Raw genomic sequence first — 16,246 nt, 5'->3', positions numbered from 1 at the left:
TAGTGATATGAAACAGTTATTAAATCGATTTTGGATTTTTCGCAGCTATCTCATGTCCGGATTAATTAGTTCATTGCTTTTCTTTGTTGGGTTACAGATTTATCTGTTTTTGGCAAAAAAACCGGTTATTTCGGCTGAAATAACTTTTTGGCTTTTTGGTTTGATATTAATCATTCAACTTTTAGTTGCCGGCTATTTTGGGGTCAGAAATAGCACGTATTTAAATGGGCAATTTAGCGATCTCCATTTATTTATTTCTGGGCTTAGAGGCGGAAAAGTAACCGAGCGAATCAAACGAGCTGAGATGGAGGAATTGTCGCCTATCTTTGAGGAAATCAATCAGCTTGCTCACTTTTTGGAAGAACAGGCCCAGTCGTTTCAGCGATTAGCTGATGAAAAGGTAACGTTAGCACAAACGGCCCATACAGCAGCTGTCATGGAAGAGCGCCAGCGTTTAGCCCGGGATTTACATGATGTTGTTAGTCAGCAATTATTTGCCCTAAGCATGCTAACATCTGCGACACTTAGAATGATTGAAAAACAACCTGAACGAGTGAAGGAGCAAGTGGAACAAATATCTGATATTGCCATTAAGGCACAAGGGGAAATGCGCGCTTTGCTGCTCCATTTAAGACCAATTGAGCTTTCCGATGATTCGTTATGTGAAGGAATCATTAAATTAATCGTTGAGTTAAAGGAAAAGACTAGTTTAGAGTTTCAAGCAAGTATCGATGAAATTGACAATCTTTCCAAAGGAGCCGAGGAGCACCTTTTCCGGATTGTACAGGAGGCGCTGTCCAATATCCTCCGTCATGCCGAGGCAACTAAGGTGAAGATTACCTTAACGGAAAGGGATCACGATATCCATTTATATATTGCTGATAATGGTACAGGCTTTGACCCCTCAAAGGAGAAAATTGCATCATATGGTTTAAAAACCATGCGTGAACGCTGTGAGGAAATTGGTGGGATTTTTACGATTCGCTCTAAAGAAAAGGAAGGCACCTATATTGATATTAGATTACCGAAAAAAACGGCGTAATTTGGTGAACTTGATGATTTTTAAAGGAGGGAAGCGGTAATGAGCAATATTAGAGTCATGGTAGTGGATGATCACGATATGGTGCGTAAAGGGATTATCTCTTATTTATTAACAGAATCTTCGATAGAGGTTGTCGGGGAAGCGAATAGTGGAACGGAAGGAATTAAGCTCGCTAAAAAAATCATGCCTGATATCATTTTAATGGATCTATTAATGGAAAACGGTAATGGAATCATGGCAACAAAAGAAATCTTAAGCTTTCATCCAAACTGTAAGATTATTATTATTACAAGCTATTATGATGATCAACAGGTATTTCCCGCGTTAGAGGCTGGTGCGTTTAGTTATTTGTTAAAAACAGCTTCTGCAAATGAGATTGTTCAGGCCATTTTTAAAGCGGTAAAGGGCGAAACCATTATTGAACCAAAGGTTGCGAATAAAATGTTAAATCGATTCCGTGGAACGGAACGTAAACCCCATGATGATTTAACAGAAAGGGAATTAGACGTTCTGAGATGTCTGGGGGAGGGGATGACTAACCAAGAAATTAGTGAAGATTTATTTATTGGTATTAAAACGGTTAAAACCCATGTCAGCAATATTTTAAGTAAACTGAATGTAACGGATCGTACGCAAGCTGCCGTTTATGCAAACAGAAATGGCATAATAAAATCAAAAGGATGAGAGGTGTACATTTCCCCCTCATCCTTCTTTAATTAGGAAATAAGTGCTTACATACGATTGTGGAGAAAAGAGTTTTGTATTTAAGTCGACTGATTTTTGTTGAAACACATCCTGATAGGACGCTGTTTTTTGCCAATTTCGGTAAGATATCTCGTTCTCCCATAAGGTTATCAACAAATAGGTGAGTATTTTTTCGGGCTTTAAAAAGCGATAGGCTTTGAAGCCTTTGTAGGATTCAATAGGTGCAAGAATCTTTTTCGTCCTTTCTACAAATATCGGTTGTTCCTCATCCTTTATGGATTCATGATTCATGGCAACAAAACCTATTTGATTAAGTTCCCCGTTAGAGTCTATCAACTCATATCTCCTCGGAGCCTGAAAAATGGTTTTACCATTGGTTTCGTGATAGAGTAAAGCCTGTTCTTGGTTTTGCATTAGCACCATCGATTCAGTCGCTTTTTTTTCCTTCATCCCCATTAAAAATTCAATTGTGCCCGTTGTAATATACACTTTCATCATTATTCCTCCTTGAAGTATCATGAAATTTAATGAGCATTAAAACGTAAATCCGACATTTTTTTGACATTTGATAGTGTTATCTATACATTCCTAGTGAAAAACGGCTATAGTGGATAGAGACCATACGTTTAGTTTCTAATTTATAAAGATATATATTACAATGAAAAACAGACATATGTTTGAAAGGTGGAAAAGATTTAATGACTAGACCAATCAATGAAACATTTTTGAAAGCAGCAAGAGGAGAGAAAACGGATTATGTTCCTGTTTGGTATATGCGTCAAGCTGGGCGTTCTCAACCGGAATACCGTGCGATTAAGGAAAAGTACTCATTGTTTGAAATCACGCATCAGCCTGAGCTTTGTGCTTATGTAACAAGACTTCCTGTTGAACAATATAACGTCGATGCAGCGATCCTTTATAAGGATATTATGACTCCACTTCCTGCTTTAGGTGTAGATGTAGAAATTAAGGCGGGGATTGGTCCGGTAATTTCTAATCCAATTCGTTCCCTTACTGATGTAGAAAAGCTCGGTGAAATCAATCCTGAACAGGATGTCCCTTATGTATTGGATACAATAAAATTATTAACTCAAGAACAATTATCTGTACCGTTAATCGGATTTGCCGGCGCACCTTTTACGCTTGCGAGCTATATGATTGAAGGTGGCCCTTCTAAAAATTATAACAAAACAAAAGCATTTATGTATGCGGAACCAAAAGCATGGTTTGCCTTAATGGATAAATTAGCTGAAACGACGATTACTTATGTAAAAGCTCAGGTTGGAGCAGGAGCACGTGCCGTGCAAATTTTCGACTCTTGGGTTGGTGCCTTAAATGTCGAGGATTATCGATATTTTATTAAGCCGACTATGGAACAAATTTTTACCGCATTACGCGAAGAAAATGTTCCATTAATTATGTTTGGAGTGGGAGCTAGCCATTTAGCCCTTGAGTGGAACGATCTCCCAATTGATGTTGTAGGTCTTGATTGGCGCTTACCAATTAAACAAGCAAGAGAAATGGGCATTAAGAAAACCGTTCAAGGAAACTTAGATCCTGCAATTTTATTAGCTCCATGGGAAGTCATTGAGGAAAGAGCGAAAGCGATTCTTGACCAAGGGATGGCAACACCTGGCTATATTTTTAACCTAGGTCATGGTGTATTCCCATCTGTTAACCCTGAAACGTTAAAAAGACTGACAAGCTTTATTCATGAATATTCCGCAACGAAGCTTAGCAAATAGAATGAGGTGTAACAATGGCAAAAAAACAAATGGGTTTACTAGTAATGGCATACGGAACACCGTATCAGGAAGAAGATATAGAACGTTATTATACCCATATTAGACATGGGCGAAAACCTTCAGAGGAAATGATTCAAGATTTAAGAGGCAGATATCTAGCAATTGGCGGGATTTCTCCGCTAGCAAAAATTACCTTAGAGCAAGCCAAAAGCCTTGAGGCACATTTAAACCGAGTTCAAGATGAAATTGAATTTAAAATGTATCTAGGTTTAAAGCATATTGAACCTTTTATTGAAGATGCCGTAAAACAAATGCACACGGATGGGATTAAAGAGGCTGTTAGTATCGTATTGGCTCCCCATTTCTCAACTTTTAGCGTGAAGTCCTATAATGGAAGAGCGAAGGAAGAAGCCGAAAAATTAGGTGGGCTCAGCATTCATTCGGTGGAAAGCTGGTATTTAGAGCCGAAATTTATAGAGTATTGGGTCGAAAAAGTAAAAGAAACATTCTCCTCCATGTCAACGGAAGAAAGGGAGACTGCTGCTCTAATCGTTTCGGCACACAGCCTTCCTGAGAAAATCCTTTTATCAGGGGATCCTTATCCGCAACAACTTCAGGAAACAGCTGATTTAATTGCTAAAGGAGCGGGAGTTAAGCATTATTACGTAGGCTGGCAAAGTGCTGGAAATACACCTGAACCTTGGTTAGGTCCAGATGTTCAAGATCTAACAAGGGATCTTCATAACCAACATCAGTTCAAGTCTTTTGTCTATACTCCTGTAGGTTTCGTTTCCGATCATCTAGAAGTTTTATATGATAATGATATCGAATGTAAAGTTGTAACTGATGAAGTTGGGGCTAGTTACTATCGTCCGGAAATGCCAAACTCACAACCGAAATTTATTGAAGCAATGACAGACGCTATTTTTAAACTAATTCAATAATTCCATATTAATCAGTGGGAGTACTTCCCACTGATTGTTTTTTAGCTTGAAATAATTTATATATCGTGATATATTCCTAAAGTAAACGTTATGACCGAATTATTCATTTGGTCATTTTAACTGTGAGGTGAATTATGTCAATTGACAGAAGGCAATTAATTTTGGAGGCTGCTTCTAAATCGTTTACGATGTTTGGTTATAAAGCGACCACAATGGACCAAGTGGCCAAGTTAGCAAATGTCGGAAAGGGGACTATTTATACTTTTTTTAAAAATAAAGAAGAGCTTTTTGAAGAAATTATTAAAGCCTTAATAAGAGAAATGAAAGTTGCAGCAGAAGAAGCGTATGACGAGACAAAAACATTTCATGAGAACGTTCATACATCATTAATGAGTATTTTGGAATTCCGAAAAGAACATCATTTAACTATTAAACTTTTCCAGGAAGAAAAGGAAATCGGAACTCCGGCGGTTACCGAGGTGATTCACAATCTTGAAAAGGTGATCTTAAACTTTATCAAGGAAAAAGTGATCCATGCAATTAACCACGGCGATATTAAGGAATGTGACCCTGATATTACCGCCTTCATAATGTTGAAATTATATGTGGCGTTAATCTTTGACTGGGAAAAAACACATTCACCATTAGAAAAGGAACAAATTTTAAACTTATTTCAGCAATATATTTTTGATGGATTATCCAAATAGGATATCCGTTATTTTTTACATTAAAATGACCAGATGAACAAAATGGTCAATATGGAGGAATGGGTAATGAAGAACAGTTTATTTAAAAAGGAGTTAATGGCTATTTTAAAAAGTAAAAAGCTATTGATTCCAATCATTGCCGTGTTATTCATTCCTGTATTATATAGTGGAATGTTTTTATGGGCATTTTGGGATCCGTATGATCAATTAAGTGATCTGCCGGTAGCTGTTGTTGACAATGATATGGGGGCAAAGTTTGAAGACAAAAGCTTGACCTTAGGAAGAGACTTAGTTGATAAATTAAAAGAAAGTCATGACTTTAACTTTATTTTCGTAGACCAGGAGGAAGGCTTAAAGGGATTACAAAATCAAAAATATTATATGATGATTGAAATTCCTGAGAATTTCTCGGAAAATGCAACGACTTTAATCGATGACCAGCCAAAAAAGCTTGAATTAATCTATAAACCAAACGAGAGCTATAATTTCCTATCATCGCAAATCGGCTCAACGGCTATAGAAAAGATAAAAGCATCCTTGTCGGCAAAAATTTCGGAAACCTATGCGGAGACTATTTTTTCTAAAATGGATGATTTATCAAATGGGCTAGTGGATGCAAGTGATGGTGCTCTAGAACTATCAGATGGTGCGAATAAGCTTGAAACAGGGGCAACTGACCTTCAGAAAGGGCTTGCGACATTAGCAGAAAAGTCAATTGAATTTAACGAAGGGGTAAGTCAAATTGATATTGGTACTAGTCAATTAAAAACTGGCGCTGGAAAACTTGCAAATGGCCTAGGGCTTTTAGATGAAAATTATCAAAAGCTTGAGGCTGCAAGTGGCCAACTTGTTGCCGGCAGTACAGTGCTTCAGGAAGGATTCTCAACTGCTGTGGCGGGAATCCATCAATTACAAAGCAAGGCACCGGAACTTGTCTCTGGAACAGAAAAGCTTGAATCAGGGGCAAAACAATTGAATTCATCGGTAAAAGAATGGCAAAAAGGAGCGGAGGCTACGGCTGACGGTGCAGCTAAAGTCAAAGCCGGTTTAATAGCCTTATCTCCGCAAATCGAGTTGGTTCTGTCGAACAACCCTGATCTACCTGCTGAACAAAAAGCGGTTTTACAAAAAACGTTACAGCAGCTAGTTGCCGGAAGTCAGCAGGTTGCTTTAGGTACTTCAGAATTGTCTGAAGGGGCCAAAATAATTGAATCTGGTTCAAATGCTCTAGCATCCAATCTGTCCGCAATAAAAGATGGCGAAAATCGATTATTAGGTGGTATTAACCAACTTGCTACAGGGGCAACTGAGCTAGACCAAGGGTTAATGAATTTTGTGTCTGGTCAACAACAATTTCAAGATGGGATGCACCTTTTTGGTACGAAGATGACAGAGGCAAAAAACGCATCATTAGCTTTAGCAAGCGGTTCAACCGAATTAGCGTCAGGGTTAGATAAACTGTCGAGCGGCTCAAATGCTTTAACTGAGGGTGTAGCAATAGTAAAAGACGGTTCCGACCAATTAAGTGTCGGTCAAACACAACTTTCTCATGGAGCAAATGAACTAGCGACTGGACTTTCAGATGGTAAGGAAAAGTTATCACAATTTCATCCAACCAAAAAAACAAGCAATATGATTGGTGATCCGGTTGTGATAAAAAATGATAAAATAAACGAAGTACCGAATTATGGAACTGGGTTTACACCATATTTTCTATCGCTGGGCTTATTTGTTGGAGCACTGCTAATCTCCATCGTGTTTCCTCTAAAAGAACCTGTTGATGTACCAAAAAACGGATTTAGTTGGTTTATTGGAAAATTCGGTGTGCTAGTTTTAGTAGGTGTGGTTCAAGCACTTGTAGCTTCAGGACTTCTCCTTGTTGGGCTTGGTTTACAGGTCGAGAGTGTTCCATTCTTCATTCTATTTGCGGTGGTTACAAGCTTAACCTTCTTGGCGTTAATTCAGTTGCTTGTCACTACAATGGGTGACCCTGGACGATTCCTAGCGATTGTGATCTTGATATTACAATTAACGACCAGTGCCGGAACATTCCCACTAGAGTTAATTCCAAATGCATTACAGCCGATTAATGCATTGCTTCCAATGACCTATTCGGTAATGGGATTTAAAGCGGTCATTTCAAGTGGGGATTTCAGCTTTATGTGGCATAATGCTCTGATATTGATAGGGTATCTTGCGGTATTCATGATTTTAACTTTGACATTTCTTCAATTTAAGCATAAACGCCAATTTGAGGTATTCGCTTCAGCGAAATAAAAGAACCAGTCGTCCGTATCGGGCGACTGGTTTCACTTATTAGTCATTAATTTTTTATTTCTGTTACCTCAAGGCACTTGTCACATTTGTCACCGTAGCATTCGTGCTGTTCTTCAATCATTTCGCCACATGAACTGCAAACTTTAGGAGGAAGATTTTTGAAAAATTCTAGTACGTTTTCTAGCATTCGGATGACCTCCAGTTAATAGGTTGGTAACTTCGTATTACTAGTTTATTACGAAAATCACCTAATAGCACAGCAAGGTTAAGAACATTTTGTGAATTGTTGGGATGTGAAAAAAGTCAGCAAATCGGCTATAGTATAGATGGGACAATTTTTCATCATGGAGGTATTCTATGAAGCTTACGGTTGTTGGTTTTTGGGGTGGTTATCCAAAGAAAAATGAAGCTAGCTCAGGTTATTTATTGGAGCATGATGGTTTTCATTTATTAATTGATTGTGGTAGTGGTGTTTTATCTTTATTACAAAATTACATAGAGCCTGAACAGTTGGATGCCGTGGTGATTTCGCATTATCATCCAGATCATATCGCTGACATTGGCGTACTTCAACATGCTAGACTCATTCAAGGCTTTTTAGGAAAAAGCTTTGGAACGCTGCCAATATATGGCCATCCTTTTGATGAGCAGGAATTCGCCAAACTTTCTTATAAAAATATTACGGAGGGAATCGGTTACGACCCCGAGCATGCTTTGAACATTGGCCCCTTTTCGATTTCGTTTTTAAAAACGAACCATCCGGTTGATTGCTATGCGATGCGGATTGAAGCAGATGGGAAGGTGTTAGTTTATACGGCGGATACTTCCTTTAAGGAGGAGTTGATTCCGTTTTGCCGAAAAGCCGATGTATTGCTTTGTGAATGCAACTTTTATGAAGGGCAGGATGGCCGGAATGCCGGGCATATGAACAGTATGGATGCCGGGAATTTGGCGGAGGAATCAGGAGTTAAGAAGTTGATTCTTACACATTTGCCCCATTATGGAGAGCTGCCTTTATTGATTGAGCAGGCTAGTAAGAAATTCTCAGGTGAAATGTTATTGGCAAGTCAAGGTTTAAACATTGAGATATAAGGGAGAGAAGTAAGAGATGCTATTTATTGATAATAAAGGAATACATGATCCAAGAATTAATTTAGCGATTGAAGAATATGCGTTAAAAAATCTTGATATTAATGAAACGTATTTATTATTCTACATAAATGAACCGTCAATTATCATTGGGAAAAATCAAAACACAATTGAGGAAATCAATACTGATTACGTTGAAAGTAATGGAATCCATGTGGTGCGTCGTTTGTCCGGTGGTGGGGCGGTGTATCATGATTTAGGGAACTTAAACTTTAGCTTTATTACAAAGGATGACGGGGAAAGCTTTCATAATTTCCGGAAATTCACAGAACCGGTTGTGGATGCTTTAAAGAAACTAGGTGTAAATGCTGAACTAAGTGGACGAAATGATTTAGTTGCAGAAGGACGGAAAATCTCTGGAAACGCCCAGTTTTCGACTAAAGGAAGAATGTTTAGCCATGGAACCTTATTGTTTGATTCGGAAATTGACCATGTTGTTTCTGCATTAAGAGTAAAGCAAGATAAGATAGAGTCAAAGGGTATAAAATCAATTAGAAGTCGTGTTGCGAATATCTCTGAGTTCTTAAACGAAAAAATCACCATTGAAGAGTTCCGTTGTCAATTACTTGAGAGTATCTTCGCTGGTGCGACTGAGATCCCTGAGTATGTGTTAACGGATGAAGATTGGGCTAAGATTCATGAGATTTCCAAAGAACGTTATCAAAATTGGGATTGGAACTATGGAAAATCACCTAAGTTTAATTCCCAGCATACTCATCGTTTTCCTGTAGGTCAAATCGACGTTCGCTTGGAAGTTGAAAAGGGGATAATCGAAAATTGTAAAATATTTGGAGATTTCTTTGGGGTCGGCGATGTCAGCGAAATTGAAGAATTGTTAGTAGGGCAAAAATACGAAAAAACATCACTCGAAAATACCCTAGCAAACATCAACATCCAGCACTACTTTGGCAACATCACCAAAGAAGACTTCATCAACCTAATCTACTAAAAAAATAAACGCTTTAGCGCTTTAAAGCATGTGGGGACAGTCCCCAAGTGCTTTAAAGCGTTAAAGCGTTTTTATTTTATGTGGGGTTTAGGTTAAGAAAGGATTTTTCAATGATATATCGAATTAGATATTGTTCATATTGTTGAAAAAGGGGAATCGTTTGGTGGAAAATATCCTATTAGAAATAAAGGACCATATTGCCGTGGTAACTATTAACCGCGAAGAAGCGTTGAATGCATTTAATTTTGAAACCTTAAAGGAACTTCAGGAAACGGTTGAGGCAATTAGAGTAAATTCCGAAGTCAGATTCGTCATTTTTACAGGCGCCGGCGAAAAGGCATTCAGTGTTGGTGCTGACCTAAAGGAGAGAAAAACGCTAACTACTGAAGAAGTGAAAAGAAATATTTTTAAAATTAATGAGGTATTTAATGCAGTTGACCAGCTGCCGCAGCCGACGATCGCCTTGATGAACGGCTATGCTTTTGGCGGCGGTATGGAGCTTGCTTTAGCCTGTGATTTCCGTATTGTTACGGAGAATACGCTGATGGGCCTGACTGAAACAAGCTTGGCAATTATTCCAGGTGCAGGTGGTACACAAAGGCTACCACGGCTAATCGGTCAAGCAAAAGCATTGGAATTAATTTTAACAGCAAAACGAATTTCTTCAGAAGACGCTTATAAAATTGGTCTCGTCACTCAAGTAGTAGAACGTGAAAAGCTATTGGAAACTGCACAAGAATGGGCGGGGATGATCTTACAAAATGGACCAGTTGGTGTTCAGCAGGCGAAATTTGCCATTAAACAAGGTATGAACGTCGATTTAGCGACAGGGTTACAAATAGAGCGAAAAGCTTACGAAGTAACCATTCCGACTGAGGACCGCTTAGAGGCACTTCAAGCTTTTAGTGAAAAAAGAAAGCCTGCATTTAAAGGGCGCTAATCAACAAAAAGCTCCTCTGTCTTTATAGTAAAACAAACAAGGGCCCCCTGATAGGTGGCCCTCACACTAGGAATTAAACGTTACAGATTTTGTTGATTCCTTAGGTGCTGTTCTGCCAAGGCAACAAGACGTTTGGTCATTTCGCCCCCAACAGAACCGTTTGCTCGTGCGGTCGTATCTGCACCAAGTTGAACTCCAAACTCATTGGCGATTTCCTCTTTCATCTGATTCAGAACATTTTCCGCCCCAGGTACCAAAAGTTTGTTTCTGCTCATGTACATCACTCCCGACGAAAGTTTTGAGCAAGCAATCTCTTGCTCGTTTATAACGTACCCATTTTGCTCTTAAAGATTCTAGAACCGTTTAGGCATTGACGTTCCCAAGTACCCCATTCGTTGCAGTCATTCCAATAATGACACAGCCCCACATATGTTTATAAGCAGTGACCATATCATCGCAGGTAAAACGGATTCGTTTCGGCGCTATTAGGGTGACAGATGGGATGGTTGTCGTCATCAGTGCTTGATTCGTTGCTTTAAATTCAAGCTCAAAAACAATAGGGCCATTTACTTTTAATGGAGAAATTTCCTGAATTCGTTTGACGGCCATTTCTGATTTTTCGCGAATTAGTTGCTGTGCCTTTTCAGGGTGTATTAATTCGGCAGCAAAACGATCAATTCCTCGTTTTACAATTGCTGCCTCAACCTCCGGCAAGGTTTCCTGCACTTCCCTTACATAGGCATCATCACCTGAAATAAAGATGGCTGGAACATTAAATTCACCGGCCACCATTGCATTCATTTCCGTTTCGCCGACAACCTTTCCATTAATTTGCATTTCGTTTACACAAATGCCGGCTAGAGTGTGGCTAATGACTGTTCTTTCTGAGCCGTTTTCACGACCATGATGACCGACAAACATTATTGCATCAAAGCTTTCATCTAGGCCTTCAAGTTGACACATGACTCGGTTGCTACCTTGGACAAGGCGAGCTCGCGGGTCAAGATCCTCGATAAAAATATTGGACATATTGCCATGTCCATCTGCAACAATCACTTCTGTTGCCCCACCATTAAAAGCACCTTCAATAGCGGCATTGACATCCTGTGTCATTAATTTCCGAAAGCGCTGATATTCGCTAGGTGTCTTTAATTGTTGATTTGTCGCTACTCCTGAAATACCTTCAATGTCTGCTGAAATAAATATTTTCATCTTCATTCTCCTAAAATGATAATAAATTTATTTTAATAATAGATTGATTATTCCAAAATTTCAAGTAATATATACTATAACAGAAATGTAATTTGGAAAATATTAGAATAATATATTTTTGTAAAAATACATTGATTAATAGATTCATTATTTGATATACTTTAGCGCATAAAAGCATAAAAGCATAAAAGCATAAAAGCATAAAAGCATAAAAGCATAAAAGCGTAAAAGCGCTAAAGTAAAATAATAAATATTTTACAGAGAAAAGGGGAATAGCAAGTGAAGAAAAAGGTAAAAACTTTGGTAATGGTAGGTTTATTGAGTTCGTTAGTATTAAGCGGTTGTAAGGATGGGTCAACAGCAAGTAAGTTGCAAAATGAAAATCATTTTAAAATAGGGGTGACCCAAATTGTTGAGCATCCTTCTTTAGACGCTGCCTTTGAGGGCTTTAAAGCGGGGTTAGCGGAAAAAGGAGTTGTAGCTGATTTCGACGTTCAAATCGCTCAAGGAGATCAAAATAATAACCAAACGATTGCTAATAACTTTGTGGGGGACGGAGTTGATCTAATCTTTGCAAATTCGACACCAAGTGCTTTAGCGGCTTTAAATGCCACAAAGGATATTCCAATCGTGTTTACATCAGTGACCGATGCTGTTGGCGCGGGGCTTGTGGAATCAATGGATAATGGTAGCGGAAACGTAACTGGAACAATCGATACCCACCCAGAGGCGATTCCAAGTACAATCCAATTTATCAACGAAAACTATCCAGATAGCACAATTGGGATGGTTTATAACTCAGGCGAACAAAACTCTGTTGCCCAAATAGACATGGTCAAACAAGCGATGGAAGGTACTAGCCTTAAGTTAAAAGAGGCGACTGTTTCAACTTCTGCAGAAGTAAAACAAGCGGCAGAATCTTTAATTGGCAAAGCAGATGTCATTTATATCATCACGGATAATACGGTAGTATCCGCATTAGAATCCGTTGTCCAAGTTAGTAATGACAATGATATTCCCTTATTTGTTGGCGAACTCGATTCCGTTAAAAAAGGTGGATTCGCGGCTTACGGTTTTGATTACTTTGACATCGGGTATGAAGCAGGTGAAATGGCTGCGCAAATTCTGTTAAATAACGTAAAGCCAGCTGATTTACCTGTGCAATATCCACAAAACCTAAAACTACTAATCAACAAAAAAGCAGCACAAGAAATGAACATTGAATGGCAAGACTTCTGGAATGATTTAGCAGAAACAATCGAATAACACACAACAACACTTCACCGCGTTAAAGAAAGGGGCATACATTTAAAGGCTCTTCGTCCTTTAAATGATGTAGGGACTGTCCCCGAGTTTTTAAAATCATTAAAGCACTATCGTGCTTTAATGATTTTAAAAATATACTTGCTTTAAAGTGTTAAAGCGGTGAGGGGCATTAGGGAGGTTTGGCAGATGAGTTTAGCACTTTTTGGGGCATTTGAGGCTGGGATTCTTTATGCGATTATGGCTTTGGGGGTTTATTTGTCATTTCGTATTTTGGATTTTCCAGATTTGACGGTAGATGGTAGTTTTGTGACGGGGGCTTCGGTTGCAGCGATTTTGATAGTAGGTGGAACCAATCCTATATTGGCGACGTTAGCGGCACTTGTAGCCGGTTTTCTTGCCGGTTGTATGACTGGGATTCTCCATACAAAAGGTAAAATTAATCCGTTGTTATCGGGGATTCTTATGATGATCGCCTTATATTCTATTAATTTGCGAATTATGGGTAAATCCAATGTCCCGCTATTACGTGAAGAAACGGTGATAACCTCAGCAACAAATGGTTGGAAAAACCTCGGTTTTGATCAAATCATTCAATCCGCTCTATCGGCTATTGGGCTTTCAAGTTTTGTCCCTAAAACCTGGGCGATTGTTATCATGATGAGTGTTTTAGTGTTAATACTAAAACTTCTTCTAGATTGGTTCTTAAAGACTGAAATCGGTCTAAGCATTCGTGCCACAGGCGATAATGAAACCATGATTAAAAGTTTTGCAGCCAATACAGACACATTAAAAATTGTAGGTCTTGGTCTTTCCAATGCTCTAGTGGCCTTTTCCGGTGCGTTAGTTGCTCAATACAACGGATTTAGTGATATTGGCATGGGGATTGGAATGATCGTAATCGGTCTTGCTTCTGTTATTATAGGTGAAGCGGTATTTGGAACAAAATCGATTGTTCGAGTTACCTTTGCTGTCATTGGCGGGGCGATTTTATATCGTATCATTGTCGCCCTTGCTCTTCGGGTCGATTTCTTGGAAACAGGCGATATGAAAATGATTACGGCCTTTATCGTTATTTGTGCGTTAGTCGTTCCAAAACTGATTGGCGGATGGAAGGAACAACGTAGTAAGAAAAAGAGATTACTAGCGAAACAACAACAGGTATCTTCTGCTAATCAGAAACGAGGTGACTCTCTTGCTGCAGTTAAATCAGATCTTTAAAGTCTTCAATGAGGGATCATTGGATGAAAAAATTGCCCTAAATCACTTAAGTCTCTCCTTGAAACAAGGTGATTTTGTCACCATTATTGGAAGCAATGGTGCCGGTAAATCCACGCTTTTAAATTTAATTGCCGGTAAACTGAGCCCCGACCTTGGTGAGGTGATTATTGACACTAAGAATGTCACTCAAGTAAAGGAGCACAAACGCTCGAAGTTAATCGGAAGGGTGTTCCAAGACCCGATGGCTGGGACAGCTCCAACACTGACCATTGAAGAAAATCTAGCAATTGCTTATGCTCGAACTAAACAACGTGGGTTCGCTTTAGGGGTAACTCAAAAACGCCGAGCGTTTTTTAAGGAAAAGCTAGCAACCCTACAGCTTAATTTAGAAAATCGCCTTAATGCTAAGGTAGGGCTATTGTCTGGTGGTGAACGACAGGCTTTATCATTATTGATGGCCACGTTTACCGAACCTAAAATCCTGTTATTAGACGAACACACTGCGGCCTTAGATCCTTCTAGAGCTGAATTAATTACAACACTAACAAAAAAAATAATTGATGAGAACCAACTTACCGCCCTTATGGTTACTCATAACATGCAACAAGCAATCGATCTTGGCAATCGTTTAATTATGATGGACCAAGGCGAGATTATTTTCGAAGCCAACCAAACGAATAAACAGGAGCTTACCGTTGAGCAATTACTAAGTGAGTTTCAAAAAATCCGTGGTGGAACGATGTCTGACAGGGCTGTATTAGCTTAAAATAACTGAGGAGTGGTCATTTTCTATTAACTGACCACTCTCTTTTTTATTTCCTAACTGGTCAAATTTGTTGTGAAGCCAAATGACGATTAGTATAATAAATTATTAAAATACCAAAAACAAATAAATGAGGTGGAAGAATGGCTGAGATGGTGATGGAGGGGCAGGATTCCCATTTTAAGAGAGGTCTGCAGGCTGGTGTTAGCATTGCGATTGGATATTTTCCGATTGCATTGACCTTTGGTTTGTTAGCTAAAACAACTGGTCTAACGATTTTTGAAACCATCATAATGAGTATGATTGTATTTGCTGGGGCATCCCAGTATATTTCCTTGTCCTTATTAACACTTGGCACAGGGATTTTTGAAATTATCCTTACTACCTTCATTGTCAATATTCGCCATTTGTTAATGTCGGCTTCTTTAAATGAAAAAGTGGAGGATGACCGGACCATTACAAAGGCACTTTATGCCTTTAGCATTACTGATGAAACATTTTCCGTTGTGGCTACAAAAGAAGGATCGGTTAAGACTGGCTACATATTTGGTGTTAATTCAATATCTTACGCTAGCTGGGTGGTGAATTCGGCTATCGGATTTCTGGTTGGTGCAAGTTTGCCTGAAACGCTTCAAGAAAGTATGACAGTAGCGCTTTATGCGATGTTTATTGGGCTTTTAGTGCCATCTATGAAAAAGGGGCTCAAAGCCGTCTATCTAGCCGTTCTAGCAGCCGTTTTTAATTCCATTTTTACATTTACAGAGATTCTATCAACAGGTTGGTCTATCGTGCTAGCTACATTATTATCAGCTTTTTTGATTGAAGGAATTGAAACAATAAAAAATAAGCGAGGGGGGCAAGCTACTTGAACACTGAAATTCTATGGATGATCATCGGCATGGGAATTGTCACCTATATTCCACGAATGCTGCCCTTTGTGCTTTTTAAAGGCAAGGAACTTCCTCCCTTTATTCAAGGCGTGTTAAAAAACGTCCCATTTGCCACTTTAGGTGCGCTCATTTTTCCCGGAATTTTGTTGATTCAAGAGGACATCTGGTATGGAATATTAGGTGCAGGTGTTGCTTTTTTAGCTGCATTTCTTGGGGCAAACGTCATTGTTGTCGTGTTAAGTTCAATCGCTGTTTTAACGGTTTATTCCTATTTTTTTTAGCTTGTGTCGGTCATCTAAAGACCGACTTTTTTTTAGCTTAGGTTCTAAAATTTATCTTTTTAACTAAACTTAAAATAGAAGGTGGACAATCCTATTTATAGCGGATGAATAAATGTGCCATTTTTCATCGGACAAACCGCTACTGCTTTTTATGAAAG

At 38.8% G+C, this 16,246-nt stretch carries 18 protein-coding genes; 14 read left to right on the top strand and 4 right to left on the bottom strand.

Annotation, left to right across the window (positions count from 1 at the left end; all coding sequences use genetic code 11):
- The first annotated feature begins 7 nt into the window (after window positions 1–7).
- Together ACX9YW_RS07635 and ACX9YW_RS07630 are read left to right on the top strand one after the other, a co-directional pair.
- Window positions 8–1,042 carry a sensor histidine kinase gene (locus tag ACX9YW_RS07635; protein ID WP_460344282.1) on the top strand — a complete coding sequence of 345 codons (1,035 nt, stop codon included), beginning with the start codon at window positions 8–10 and terminating at the stop codon, window positions 1,040–1,042.
- Window positions 1,043–1,081: 39 nt separating this feature from the next.
- Window positions 1,082–1,726, top strand: coding sequence for a response regulator (locus tag ACX9YW_RS07630; protein ID WP_460344279.1), 645 nt, complete (start codon window positions 1,082–1,084; stop codon window positions 1,724–1,726).
- Window positions 1,727–1,744: 18 nt separating this feature from the next.
- Here ACX9YW_RS07630 and ACX9YW_RS07625 read toward each other — a convergent pair whose 3' ends face one another.
- Complete coding sequence (locus ACX9YW_RS07625) at window positions 1,745–2,245, bottom strand: antibiotic biosynthesis monooxygenase family protein (RefSeq protein ID WP_460344276.1); 501 nt, start codon at window positions 2,243–2,245, stop codon at window positions 1,745–1,747.
- 200 nt (window positions 2,246–2,445) lie between these two features.
- Here ACX9YW_RS07625 and hemE point away from each other — a divergent pair, with 200 nt between their 5' ends.
- From hemE to ACX9YW_RS07605, 4 genes are all read left to right on the top strand, one after another.
- Window positions 2,446–3,492 (top strand): uroporphyrinogen decarboxylase, encoded by a 1,047-nt coding sequence (gene hemE, locus ACX9YW_RS07620; RefSeq protein ID WP_460344273.1) that lies wholly within the window; start codon window positions 2,446–2,448, stop codon window positions 3,490–3,492.
- A 14-nt stretch (window positions 3,493–3,506) separates the two neighbouring features.
- Window positions 3,507–4,436, top strand: coding sequence for a ferrochelatase (hemH, locus tag ACX9YW_RS07615; protein ID WP_460344270.1), 930 nt, complete (start codon window positions 3,507–3,509; stop codon window positions 4,434–4,436).
- Window positions 4,437–4,570: 134 nt separating this feature from the next.
- A complete protein-coding gene (locus ACX9YW_RS07610) occupies window positions 4,571–5,143 on the top strand; it encodes a TetR/AcrR family transcriptional regulator (RefSeq protein ID WP_460344267.1) in 573 nt (190 codons plus the stop codon).
- 66 nt (window positions 5,144–5,209) lie between these two features.
- Window positions 5,210–7,420, top strand: coding sequence for a YhgE/Pip family protein (locus ACX9YW_RS07605; protein WP_460344264.1), 2,211 nt, complete (start codon window positions 5,210–5,212; stop codon window positions 7,418–7,420).
- A gap of 46 nt (window positions 7,421–7,466) precedes the next feature.
- Here the strand turns inward: ACX9YW_RS07605 and yhfH are convergent, their stop codons facing one another.
- Window positions 7,467–7,607 carry a protein YhfH gene (gene yhfH / locus ACX9YW_RS07600; RefSeq protein WP_460344261.1) on the bottom strand — a complete coding sequence of 47 codons (141 nt, stop codon included), beginning with the start codon at window positions 7,605–7,607 and terminating at the stop codon, window positions 7,467–7,469.
- 170 nt (window positions 7,608–7,777) lie between these two features.
- Between yhfH and ACX9YW_RS07595 the strand changes: the two genes are divergently transcribed.
- The 3 genes from ACX9YW_RS07595 to ACX9YW_RS07585 all read left to right on the top strand — a co-directional run bounded on the left by ACX9YW_RS07595 (window position 7,778) and on the right by ACX9YW_RS07585 (window position 10,458).
- A complete protein-coding gene (locus tag ACX9YW_RS07595) occupies window positions 7,778–8,512 on the top strand; it encodes an MBL fold metallo-hydrolase (RefSeq protein ID WP_460344258.1) in 735 nt (244 codons plus the stop codon).
- 16 nt (window positions 8,513–8,528) lie between these two features.
- The gene (lplA, locus tag ACX9YW_RS07590; RefSeq protein WP_460344255.1) at window positions 8,529–9,518 is read left to right on the top strand and encodes a lipoate--protein ligase; all 990 of its coding nucleotides are present in this window, start codon (window positions 8,529–8,531) and stop codon (window positions 9,516–9,518) included.
- Between the two features lie 163 nt (window positions 9,519–9,681).
- A complete protein-coding gene (locus tag ACX9YW_RS07585; RefSeq protein ID WP_460344252.1) occupies window positions 9,682–10,458 on the top strand; it encodes an enoyl-CoA hydratase-related protein in 777 nt (258 codons plus the stop codon).
- Window positions 10,459–10,538: 80 nt separating this feature from the next.
- On the opposite strand, the gene ACX9YW_RS07580 is transcribed toward ACX9YW_RS07585, so the two are convergent.
- A complete protein-coding gene (locus tag ACX9YW_RS07580) occupies window positions 10,539–10,733 on the bottom strand; it encodes an alpha/beta-type small acid-soluble spore protein (protein ID WP_460344249.1) in 195 nt (64 codons plus the stop codon).
- A gap of 88 nt (window positions 10,734–10,821) precedes the next feature.
- The gene (locus ACX9YW_RS07575) at window positions 10,822–11,670 is read right to left on the bottom strand and encodes a M55 family metallopeptidase (protein ID WP_460344246.1); all 849 of its coding nucleotides are present in this window, start codon (window positions 11,668–11,670) and stop codon (window positions 10,822–10,824) included.
- A gap of 279 nt (window positions 11,671–11,949) precedes the next feature.
- Here ACX9YW_RS07575 and ACX9YW_RS07570 point away from each other — a divergent pair, with 279 nt between their 5' ends.
- From ACX9YW_RS07570 to ACX9YW_RS07550, 5 genes are all read left to right on the top strand, one after another.
- The gene (locus ACX9YW_RS07570; protein WP_460344243.1) at window positions 11,950–12,936 is read left to right on the top strand and encodes an ABC transporter substrate-binding protein; all 987 of its coding nucleotides are present in this window, start codon (window positions 11,950–11,952) and stop codon (window positions 12,934–12,936) included.
- A gap of 186 nt (window positions 12,937–13,122) precedes the next feature.
- Window positions 13,123–14,154 carry an ABC transporter permease gene (locus ACX9YW_RS07565; RefSeq protein WP_460344240.1) on the top strand — a complete coding sequence of 344 codons (1,032 nt, stop codon included), beginning with the start codon at window positions 13,123–13,125 and terminating at the stop codon, window positions 14,152–14,154.
- Window positions 14,129–14,920 (top strand): ABC transporter ATP-binding protein, encoded by a 792-nt coding sequence (locus ACX9YW_RS07560; protein WP_460344237.1) that lies wholly within the window; start codon window positions 14,129–14,131, stop codon window positions 14,918–14,920. The genes ACX9YW_RS07565 and ACX9YW_RS07560 overlap by 26 nt, the downstream gene beginning before the upstream one ends.
- 140 nt (window positions 14,921–15,060) lie before the next feature.
- Window positions 15,061–15,786, top strand: a complete 726-nt coding sequence (locus tag ACX9YW_RS07555) for an AzlC family ABC transporter permease (protein WP_460344234.1) — start codon at window positions 15,061–15,063, stop codon at window positions 15,784–15,786.
- Window positions 15,783–16,088, top strand: a complete 306-nt coding sequence (locus tag ACX9YW_RS07550) for an AzlD domain-containing protein (protein ID WP_460344231.1) — start codon at window positions 15,783–15,785, stop codon at window positions 16,086–16,088. Before ACX9YW_RS07555 ends, ACX9YW_RS07550 begins: the two co-directional genes overlap by 4 nt.
- Window positions 16,089–16,246: the final 158 nt, after the last annotated feature.

It is taken from the genome of Pseudoneobacillus rhizolycopersici (genome assembly GCF_054786815.1).
This window is presented reverse-complemented; position numbering and strand designations above follow the sequence as displayed.